At 73.7% G+C, this 9,094-nt stretch carries 10 protein-coding genes and 1 pseudogene; 4 read left to right on the plus strand and 7 right to left on the minus strand.

Annotation, left to right across the window (positions count from 1 at the left end):
• A partial coding sequence (locus tag ACTUAL_RS24100) for an AAA family ATPase (RefSeq protein ID WP_440901849.1) occupies positions 1 to 1,429 on the plus strand: 1,429 nt, incomplete at its 5' end.
• Between the two features lie 128 nt (positions 1,430 to 1,557).
• Here the strand turns inward: ACTUAL_RS24100 and pcp are convergent.
• Positions 1,558 to 2,202: a pyroglutamyl-peptidase I gene (pcp, locus tag ACTUAL_RS24105; RefSeq protein ID WP_012782968.1), complete on the minus strand. Its 645-nt coding sequence runs from the start codon at positions 2,200 to 2,202 to the stop codon at positions 1,558 to 1,560.
• 18 nt (positions 2,203 to 2,220) lie between these two features.
• Between pcp and ACTUAL_RS24110 the strand changes: the two genes are divergently transcribed.
• Entirely contained in the window at positions 2,221 to 3,192 is a 972-nt protein-coding gene (locus ACTUAL_RS24110) for an endonuclease/exonuclease/phosphatase family protein (protein ID WP_440901850.1), read from the plus strand.
• 42 nt (positions 3,193 to 3,234) lie between these two features.
• On the opposite strand, the gene ACTUAL_RS24115 is transcribed toward ACTUAL_RS24110, so the two are convergent.
• Genes ACTUAL_RS24115 through ACTUAL_RS24125 form a run of 3 tightly spaced genes read right to left on the minus strand, consistent with a single transcriptional unit; the run spans position 3,235 to position 5,818 of the window.
• Positions 3,235 to 3,960, minus strand: a complete 726-nt coding sequence (locus ACTUAL_RS24115; protein WP_232519663.1) for an SIR2 family NAD-dependent protein deacylase — start codon at positions 3,958 to 3,960, stop codon at positions 3,235 to 3,237.
• 58 nt (positions 3,961 to 4,018) lie between these two features.
• Entirely contained in the window at positions 4,019 to 4,330 is a 312-nt protein-coding gene (locus ACTUAL_RS24120) for an antibiotic biosynthesis monooxygenase family protein (RefSeq protein WP_096491199.1), read from the minus strand.
• Positions 4,331 to 4,339: 9 nt separating this feature from the next.
• Positions 4,340 to 5,818, minus strand: a complete 1,479-nt coding sequence (locus tag ACTUAL_RS24125) for a M1 family metallopeptidase (protein ID WP_440901851.1) — start codon at positions 5,816 to 5,818, stop codon at positions 4,340 to 4,342.
• Between the two features lie 17 nt (positions 5,819 to 5,835).
• Between ACTUAL_RS24125 and ACTUAL_RS24130 the strand changes: the two genes are divergently transcribed.
• Entirely contained in the window at positions 5,836 to 6,582 is a 747-nt protein-coding gene (locus tag ACTUAL_RS24130; protein WP_096491201.1) for an alpha/beta fold hydrolase, read from the plus strand.
• Here the strand turns inward: ACTUAL_RS24130 and ACTUAL_RS24135 are convergent.
• The 3 genes from ACTUAL_RS24135 to ACTUAL_RS24145 all read right to left on the minus strand — a co-directional run bounded on the left by ACTUAL_RS24135 (position 6,531) and on the right by ACTUAL_RS24145 (position 8,659).
• Complete coding sequence (locus tag ACTUAL_RS24135; protein WP_096491202.1) at positions 6,531 to 7,037, minus strand: 2'-5' RNA ligase family protein; 507 nt, start codon at positions 7,035 to 7,037, stop codon at positions 6,531 to 6,533. The two genes, ACTUAL_RS24130 and ACTUAL_RS24135, sit on opposite strands and share 52 nt — an antisense overlap.
• 16 nt (positions 7,038 to 7,053) lie before the next feature.
• Positions 7,054 to 8,079 (minus strand): A/G-specific adenine glycosylase, encoded by a 1,026-nt coding sequence (locus tag ACTUAL_RS24140; protein WP_232519664.1) that lies wholly within the window; start codon positions 8,077 to 8,079, stop codon positions 7,054 to 7,056.
• Between the two features lie 88 nt (positions 8,080 to 8,167).
• The gene (locus ACTUAL_RS24145) at positions 8,168 to 8,659 is read right to left on the minus strand and encodes a beta-class carbonic anhydrase (protein ID WP_096491203.1); all 492 of its coding nucleotides are present in this window, start codon (positions 8,657 to 8,659) and stop codon (positions 8,168 to 8,170) included.
• A gap of 148 nt (positions 8,660 to 8,807) precedes the next feature.
• On the opposite strand from ACTUAL_RS24145, the pseudogene ACTUAL_RS24150 reads away from it, so the two are divergent.
• Positions 8,808 to 9,094 (plus strand): annotated as a pseudogene (locus ACTUAL_RS24150) (hypothetical protein); the annotation flags it as partial.

Here is a 9,094-nt window from a genome sequence, read left to right on the forward strand (position 1 = left end):
GGCCGCGGCGACGCTGGCCGACCGGTACATCAACGACCGGTACCTGCCGGACAAGGCGATCGACCTCATCGACGAGGCGGGCGCGCGGATGCGCATCCGCCGGATGACCGCGCCGCCGGACCTGCGCGAGTTCGACGAGAAGATCGCGGACGTGCGCCGCGACAAGGAGTCCGCGATCGACGCGCAGGACTTCGAGCGCGCCGCGAAGCTCCGCGACCAGGAGAAGACCCTGCTGGGCCAGAAGGCCGAGCGGGAGAAGCAGTGGAAGGACGGCGACCTCGACGTCGTCGCCGAGGTCGACGAGGAGCAGATCGCCGAGGTCCTGGCGAACTGGACGGGCATCCCGGTCTTCAAGCTGACCGAGGAGGAGACCACCCGCCTGCTGCGCATGGAGGACGAGCTCCACAAGCGCATCATCGGCCAAGTCGAGGCCGTCAAGGCCGTCTCGCAGGCCATCCGGCGCACCCGCGCCGGCCTGAAGGACCCCAAGCGCCCCGCGGGCTCGTTCATCTTCGCCGGCCCGTCCGGCGTCGGCAAGACCGAGCTGTCCAAGGCGCTGGCGAACTTCCTGTTCGGCGAGGACGACGCGCTCATCCAGATCGACATGGGCGAGTTCCACGACCGCTACACCGCCTCGCGGCTCTTCGGCGCGCCTCCCGGCTACGTCGGCTACGAGGAGGGCGGCCAGCTCACCGAGAAGGTGCGGCGCAAGCCGTTCTCGGTCGTGCTGTTCGACGAGATCGAGAAGGCCCACAACGAGGTCTACAACACCCTCCTGCAGGTGCTGGAGGACGGTCGCCTCACGGACGGCCAGGGCCGGACGGTGGACTTCAAGAACACCGTCATCATCTTCACGTCGAACCTCGGCACCTCGGACATCTCGAAGGCCGTCGGACTGGGCTTCGCGTCGGGGCAGGACAACGCCTCGAACTACGAGCGCATGAAGAACAAGGTCAACGACGAGCTGAAGAAGCACTTCCGCCCGGAGTTCCTCAACCGCATCGACGACATCATCGTGTTCCACCAGCTGACTCGCGAAGAGATCATCAAGATGGTGGACCTGCTGATCGCCCGCGTCGAGACGCAGCTGAAGAACAAGGACATGGCGATCGAGCTGACCGAGAAGGCCAAGCAGCTGCTGGCCAAGCGGGGCTTCGACCCCGTGCTCGGCGCCCGCCCGCTGCGCAGGACCATCCAGCGCGAGATCGAGGACCAGCTGTCGGAGAAGATCCTGTTCGGGGAGATCCAGCCCGGCCAGATCGTCATCACCGACGTCGAGGGCTGGGACGGCGAGTCCGACCAGCACGACAAGGCGAAGTTCGTCTTCCGCAGCGAGCCGAAGCCGACCAAGGTCCCCGACTCCCCGCCGGTGGACCTGGCCTCGGCGGGCGGCGACGACTCCGCCCAGGGCGAGGCCTCGGGCGAGTGATTTGAGGCGGTCCGCCGCCCTGGAGTTCGAGGAACAGCAGGGGAGCCCCCGTGGAGTCCACGGGGGCTCCCCTGCGTCGTGAGGCGGTCCGCCGCCGGCCAGCCGGGGTCCCGCCGGTCCGGCACGGGCTAGCTGAGGGTGCCGGTGCTGATCGCCAGGTCGTCGGTGGTGCTCAGGCAGGTCGCCACGATCAGCCCCAGCGCGTCCGCCGTCCGCGACACCTCCAGGCTGGGCACGCCCTCCCGGTCCGCCACCTGCTCCGGCGCGAACGGCACGTGCACGAACCCGCCCCGCAGGTCCGGGAAGTCCGTCGCCACCAGGTGCATCAGCGCGTAGAACACGTGGTTGCACACGAACGTGCCCGCCGTGTGCGACACCGAGGCCGGGATGCCCGCCTCCTCCAGCGCCGCCACGCACGCCTTCACCGGCAGCCCGGTGAAGTACGCCGCCGGGCCGCCCTCCACCACCGGCACGTCGATCGGCTGCGCCCCGTCGTTGTCCGGGATGCGCGCGTCCGCGAGGTTGATCGCCACCCGCTCCGGCGTGACCCCGCTCCGCCCGCCCGCCTGCCCGACGCACACCACCAGGTCCGGCCGGTGCCGCTCCACCGCCTCCCGCAGCGCGCGGGCCGAGGCGTCGAAGGCGCACGGCAGCTCCACCGCGATGAGCGAGGGATCGCGCTCGGCCAGCTCGCGCACGGCGTCCCACGACGGGTTGGTGCGCTCGCCTCCGAACGGCTCGAAACCGGTGATCAGCACTGTCGGGTCGTCCATTCGGGCAGACTAGACGGTGTGATCGAAGCTCCGGCGCGCCGCGTGGGGGGTCGCACCGCGACGGCCCTGGTGGTCCTGCTCGCGGTCGGGTTCCTCGTCCCGGCGCTCACCCGCCTGCTCGGCGTCGACGGCAACCGCGACCTGGCGGCGACCACCGCGCTGACCCCGCTGGTGACCGCCGCGGGCGTCCTGGTCGGCGCGCTGGCGCTGCTGCTGCGCCGCTGGCCGGTCGCGCTGGTCGTCCTGCCGGTCTGCCTGCTCCTGGCCGCCTCCCTCACCCCCAGGGCGATCGCGGACGACCGCCCGGCGGGCGCGGGCCTGCCGCTGCGCGTGATGGCCTCGAACTTCCTCGTGGGCAAGGCCGACGCGGAGGTGGTCGTGCGCGAGGTGATCGAGCGGGACGTCGACGTGCTGGCCATGCAGGAGCTGTCCCCGGCCATGGTGCGGGACCTGGAGGACGCCGGGCTGGACGCCGTGCTGCCGCACCGGGTGCTCGAGGACGAGCCGGGCGGCTCGGGCTCCGGCATCGCCTCCCGCTACCCGCTCACCCCGGCGCACCTGGTCGGACCCAGCTCCTTCCGGCAGGCGAGCGCCGTGGTCGAGCTGCCCAACGGCAACGACGTCGAGGTCGTGTCGGTGCACCCGATGCCACCGGTCGAGCCCCAGGGCCCCGCGCAGTGGCGGCGGGACCTCGCCGCGCTGCCGCCCAGGAACGCCGACGGCCCGATCCGGGTCCTCGCGGGCGACTTCAACGCCACCCTCGACCACGCGCCCCTGCGCAGGCTCCTGGGCACCGGCTACGCGGACGCCGCCGACCGGGTCGGCGCGGGCCTGACCCCGACCTGGCCGAACGAGGGCGTCGTGCCGCCGCTGGTGGCGCTGGACCACGTGCTGGTGGACGACCGCTGCCCGGTGGACTGGTTCACGGCCGTGGACGTCCCCGGCAGCGACCACCGCGCGGTGGTCGCCCAGTTCGTCGTGCCGGACTGACCGGTGCCGGACCGACCGGTCCAGGGCGCGCTCACCGGGCGCTCAGCCCGCCGCGTCCGCCAACCGGTTCAGGAACTCCAGCGCCGTCTCCGGCACCGCGATCCCGCGCCCGTGCCGCACGTCCGCCTCGCGCGGGTTCACCCGCACCAGCGCCCCGGTCGCCGCGCTCGACAGCTCCGCGTACCGCCGCACCGTGGGCACCGCCGTCCCGGCCCCCAGCTCCAGCACCACCAGCCCGGACCCGGCCGCCCGCCGCCACCGCGCCAGCTCGGCCAGCTGCTCCCCGGTCCGGTGCTCCACCCACGAGGAGTCCCCGAACATCAGGATGTTCGGCCGCGCCACCCCGCCGCACCGGGGGCACGTCGGCAGCGGTGACACCGCGCGCATCGTCTCCGGGTCCACCTCCACCACGACCCCGTCCGCCGACCACACGTCGTCGGAGCACGGCTCCTGGCACTGCAGGTGGTGGATCGACCCGTGCACCTCGGCCACGCCCGCGAACCCGGCGAGCTGGAACTGGCCGTCCACGTTGGACGTGAACGCCCGCGCCCCCAACCGCCGCAGCACCGCGAACCCGGCGTGCGGCGCGGTCGCCCGGTACAGCGCCAACCGGTGGCCGTAGAACCCCCACGCGAACTCCGGGTCGCGCGCGAAGTGCACCGGGTCCGCGATTTCCTCGAAGCTCAGCCCGAGCCGCTCGTAGGGCGGGTAGGCGCGCCAGAAGCCCGCGCGCCCCCGGAAGTCGGGCAGGCCGGAGTCCACCCCCATCCCGGCGCCCGCGCACACCAGCAGCGCGCCCGCCCCCGAGACCAGCCGGGCCGCGCGGTCAGCCGCGCTCAGGCCAGGACTCCAGCACGACCTCGAACTCCAGCAGGTCCGCGCCCGTGGCCACCGGCTTGGCCCGCTCGCCCGCGTGCGCGGCCTCGGCGCGGCCCTTCCGCCAGTTGTCGAACGACTCGTCGTCGGCCCAGTGGGTCACCACGAAGTAGCGCGAGTCGCCGGCGACCGGGCGCAGCAACTGGAAGCCCAGGAAGCCGGGCTCCTCGTCCACCGCGCGCAGCCGCGCCTCGAACCGCTTCTCCAGCTCGGGGCCGGACCCCTCGGGCACGTGGATCGCATTGATCTTCACAACCGCCATGCCGCCAGCCTATCCGCGCAGGCCGCCCGGCCACAGGTGCTCGTCGGCGGGGATCGCGCCACCCCGGAACCAGGCCTGGAAGAACGCCGACAGGTCCTGCCCGGACACCCGCTGCACGTGCGCCTCGAACTCCGGCCACGACGCGTTCGCGTCCAGGTGCTCGGAGACCCAGCTCTTCAGCACCCGGTCGAACGCCTCGTCGCCGATCCGCGCGCGCAGCGCGTGCACCGCCAGCTGGCCCTTGTCGTAGACGCCCCGGAACTCGTTGCCGCGCCCCATGTCGTACAGCTTCCGCGACCAGTACCCGGTGTTGCCGCGCCACTTCTCGACCTCGGCCCGGTAGTCCGCGTCCAGGTCCGCGCCCAGCGACTCGGCCCACAGCCAGGTCGAGTAGCTGGCGAAGCACTCGTTCAGGCAGATGTCCGCCCAGCTCTTGATGGTGACCGCGTCGCCGAACCACTGGTGCGCGTTCTCGTGCACCACCGTCTCCAGGTCCGCCCACGCCGCGTAGATCGGCCGGGTCTGCGTCTCCAGCGAGAACCCGATCCGGTCCGCCAGGTAGATGCCGCCCGCCGCGTCGAACGGGTAGGGCCCGAACCGGTCGGCCAGGAACGCCAGCACGGACGGCAGCTCCCGCCCGTGCGCCCGCGCCGCCTCCGCGCCCGGCGCGTACGCGTTCACCACCGGCGTCCCGTCCGGCAGCTCGCCCCGCTCGAACTCCCACCGGTCGACCGCCACGGTGGTCAGGTAGGTCGCCACCGGCTCCGGGTGCTCCCAGCGGAACGCGGTCCAGCCGCCCTCGCTGGTCGAGCCCCTCTCCAGCCCGATCGACACCGCCGACCAGCCGTCCGGCACCCGCGCGCTCAGCGCGAACGACGCCTTGTCGCGCGGGGTGTCGTTGGCCGGGTACCAGGTGGTCGCCGAGTGCGGCTCGCCCGCCGCGAACGCCCCGCCGGACTCGGACCGCTGCCACCCGTTCGTGCCCAGCACGGGGTCCTGCAACGACTGCGGCTCACCCGAGTAGGCGACGACGGCGGTGAACTCCGCCCCCTCGGCCAGCGGCGTGGCCGGCGTGATCACCAGCTCCTGCTCGCCCTCGCGGGCGAACCCCGCGCCCTCGCCCCCGACCTCGACCGAGGAGACCTCCAGCCCGCGCAGGTCCAGGTTGAACGACACCAGGTCGGCGGTCGCCCGAGCGGTCACCCGCGCCACCCCGTCCAGGTGGCCGGTCGCCGGGTCGTAGCCGATGGACACGTCGTACCCGGCCACGTCGTAGCCGGTGTTCCCGTCCTCCGGGTAGTACGGGTCGCCCGCGCCCGCCCCGCCCCGCTGCCCCACCACGGCGGGCGTCGACGCGGGCGCGGGAGCCGTCGGGCTCTCCCGCGCGGTGTCCGACCCGTCGGGCAGGCGCACGACCAGCAGACCGGCGACGAGCAGCGCGACAGCGGTGATCAGGAGGTAAGGGCGGGCCCTGGGGCTGATGGCCATGCGGACATGATGCACGCATGAGCGTCATCGAGTTCGGGGGACAGGGGCAGGGCATCCTGCTGGTGCACGGCCTGATGAGCAGGGCGACCACCTGGTGGAAGGTGGCCCGCTGGCTGACCGCGCACGGCCGCGTCGTGGCCTACGACGCGCGCGGCCACGGGCGGAACCCGCAGCGCGGGCCGTTCCGCACGGAGGACTTCGTCGCCGACGCCGAGGCGCTCGTGGAACGCCTGGGACTGGGCCCGTGCGTGGTGTTAGGTCACTCGATGGGGGCGCTGCACGGGCTCGCGCTCGCCGCCGCGCGACCCGACCTGGTGCGCGCCGTCGTCGCGGAGGACTTCGTGCCGGACAACCGGGGCAGGTCCGTGGACGACTGGCGCTGGTACTTCGACGCCTGGCCGGTGCCGTTCCAGTCGCTGGCCCACGTGCGGTCCGTCGTGGACGTGCAGGGCGTGGAGGAGATGTTCGAGGAGCGCGGCGACGGCTACCACCTCATCGCCCAGCTGGAGGACCTCTACGAGATCGCCGCCGAGTGGGGCGAGCGGGCGTACTGGGACGTGGTGGACGCGGTCGCCTGCCCGGTGCTGGTCGTCGAGGCCGGGCTGCACCCGCTCGGACCCGGCCAGCAGGCCGAGGTGGCGCGCCGCACCGGCGGCGCGCACCTGCTCGTTCCCGAGTCGGGGCACGTCGTCCACGACGAGGCCCCCGACGTCTACCGGGGCGCCGTGGAAGCCTTCTTGAGCGGGCTCACCCCGCCGGTCTGAGTGTCCAGGACGGACAGCTCGCGCACCCGCGCCCGGATCGGCGGCACCGGGTTGACCTTCGCGAACGCCGCCGACACCTCGGCGGGCTCGCCCTTGAGCAGGGTGCAGCGCGGCGTCCACGAGCCGGGCAGGTGCCGGGCGGTCGGGTTGCGCACCCGGCCCGCCAGCACGTCGTGGATCGCCGAGTGCACGGCCAGCAGCTCGGCGTCCACGACGGCGGTCAGGTCCAGGGACGGCTCGGACTCGGCCGAGGTGCCCAGGGTGCGCAGCCACAGGTCCGGCAGCCACAGGTGCTCCAGGTCGGCGGCCAGCTCGGCCCGCACCTTGGGGCCGATCGCGGTCGCCGCCGCCCAGGTGACGTGCGGCGGGAACTCGGAGGTCGCGCCGAGCGCGCGCCACAGCGCCCGGACCGCCGAGTCCGCCTCCTCGTCGAACAGCACCACCAGCGCGTGCATCAGGGGCGCCCGCCGCTCACCCGTGCTCGCCGGGCAGCGCGAACAGCCCGGCGGCGGTCTGCTCGACCAGCCCGTCCACCAGCAGCGAGTGCAGGCACCGGTCCCGCTGGCCCGCGTCCGACCAGGCCCGGTCCAGCACCTCCTTGGCGACCGGCTCGGACGTGCCGCGCAGCACGTCCAGCAGCCGCCCGCGCACCTGCCGGTCGGTGCCCGCGAACTTCTGCACCGCCTTCGCGGGCCCGTCGTACGCTGGCCGCCCGTTGCGCTGCCACTGGCACGAGCCCAGCACCGGGCACACCGCGCAGCGCGGGGTCCTGGCCGTGCACACCAGCGCGCCCAGCTCCATCAGCGCCGCCGAGTAGGTCGCGGCCGACGCCTCGTCCTCGGGCAGCAGCGCCTCGACGTCCCGCAGGTCCCTGGTGGTCGACGGCGGGCCCGCGTCCCCGGCCCCGTGCACGGCCCGCGCCACGACGCGGCGGACGTTGGTGTCCACCACCGGGCAGCGGCGGCCGTAGGCGAAGGCGGCGACGGCCCGCGCGGTGTACGCGCCGATGCCGGGCAGGGCCAGCAGGGTCTCCACGTCGTCGGGGACGACGTCGTCGTGCTCGGCGGCGACGGCCTGGGCGGCGGCGTGCAGGCGCAGGGCGCGGCGCGGGTAGCCGAGCTTGCCCCACATGCGCAGCACCTCGCCCTGGGAGGCGGCGGCCATGTCGCTGGGCCTCGGCCACTTCTCCAGCCACACCCGCCAGATCGGCTCGACGCGGGCGACCGGGGTCTGCTGGAGCATGATCTCGCTGACCAGGACGCCCCAGGCGGTGCACTCGGGGTCGCGCCAGGGCAGGTCGCGGGCGGTGGCCGCGAACCAGGTGTTCAGCGTCGACGGGGGGAGGTGGGCGCTCTCCGGCTTCGCGGCGGTGCTCGTCGCGGCGGTGTTCTCCGCGGCGGGGTGCTCCGCTGGGTGCTCTGCGGCGGAACCCCCGGCGGCGGCGCTCGCGGTCCGGTTCGTCGCGCGGCTCGTGGTGGGACTCGTCGTGCGGCTCATGGTGCCGCCAGTGTGTCAGGACCCGGCGGCGGGCCGGGACCCGGCGGCGTGCCTCGTCGCCCGCCGCCGCGCCCGTCGGACCGCCCCGTCAGAGCACCTCGGTGAGCACCCCGGTGCGCACGTCGTAGACGAACCCGCGCACGGTGTCCTTGTGGATCAGGTACGGGCTGTTGCGCACCCGGTTCACCGAGCCGCGCACGCTGTCCTTCACCTCGCGGAACGCCTCCACCGACCACGGCGGGCGCATCCCGGAGTCGGTCTCCAGCTCGTCCTTGAAGGCGTCCTCGGTCACCAGTTCGAGGCCGCAGTTGGTGTGGTGCACCAGCAGCACCTCCTTGGTGCCGAGCTTGCGCTGGCTGAGCGCCAGCGAGCGGATCATGTCGTCGGTGACGACCCCGCCCGCGTTGCGCAGCACGTGCGCCTCGCCCTGCTTGAGGCCGAAGATCTCGAAGACCCTGATCCGGGAGTCCATGCAGGTCAGGATCGCCACCTGCATCGAGGGCATGGGGGAGGAGCGGTCGCCGGGGACGATGTTCCCCAGCTCCTCGTTCCGGCGGAGCAGCTCGTCGATCGCGGTCATGGCTCGGCACGCCTTCCGTGTCGTGGTGCTTCGCAGGCAGATTGGAACGGTTGGCACGGGTGCTCGGCAAGCGGAAGGTGTGATTCACCGCATCGTGCGACCGCCGCCCTCCGGGGTTTTCGCGGGGCGGTTCGCTAGCGTCGGGGGCGTGAGCTGGTCCCACCGGCCCCTGCCGGCCTCGGTGTACTGGCGGCGCCGGGTGGTCGCCGTCGGCGGGGCCGCGCTGGCGCTGGTCGCGGCGGTGTGGGGCACGGGCGCGGTGCTCGGCCGCACCGCCCCGCAGGGCGCCCCGGTCGCCACCACGTCCACGTCCAGCCCGCCCCCGCTCGCGGAGGGCCTGGTGCTGGCCGAGGCGGGCGCCGCGTCCGCCGGTTCGACTACGGGTTCCCCCGCGCCCTCGTCCGGGCAGCCCAGCGCGGGCGCGGCCGACGGGAC

The organism is Actinosynnema sp. (assembly GCF_052038725.1).

What these genes read in the sequence shown, in the direction of transcription:
- pcp (WP_012782968.1), bottom strand. Translation starts at nt 2,202, where the DNA reads ATGGACGACCCGACAGTGCTGATCACCGGTTTCGAGCCGTTCGGAGGC.
- ACTUAL_RS24140 (WP_232519664.1), bottom strand. Translation starts at nt 8,079, where the DNA reads ATGAGCCGCACGACGAGTCCCACCACGAGCCGCGCGACGAACCGGACC.
- ACTUAL_RS24130 (WP_096491201.1), top strand. Translation starts at nt 5,836, where the DNA reads ATGAGCGTCATCGAGTTCGGGGGACAGGGGCAGGGCATCCTGCTGGTG.
- ACTUAL_RS24135 (WP_096491202.1), bottom strand. Translation starts at nt 7,037, where the DNA reads ATGCACGCGCTGGTGGTGCTGTTCGACGAGGAGGCGGACTCGGCGGTC.
- ACTUAL_RS24125 (WP_440901851.1), bottom strand. Translation starts at nt 5,818, where the DNA reads ATGGCCATCAGCCCCAGGGCCCGCCCTTACCTCCTGATCACCGCTGTC.
- ACTUAL_RS24115 (WP_232519663.1), bottom strand. Translation starts at nt 3,960, where the DNA reads ATGGGGGTGGACTCCGGCCTGCCCGACTTCCGGGGGCGCGCGGGCTTC.
- ACTUAL_RS24145 (WP_096491203.1), bottom strand. Translation starts at nt 8,659, where the DNA reads ATGACCGCGATCGACGAGCTGCTCCGCCGGAACGAGGAGCTGGGGAAC.
- ACTUAL_RS24120 (WP_096491199.1), bottom strand. Translation starts at nt 4,330, where the DNA reads ATGGCGGTTGTGAAGATCAATGCGATCCACGTGCCCGAGGGGTCCGGC.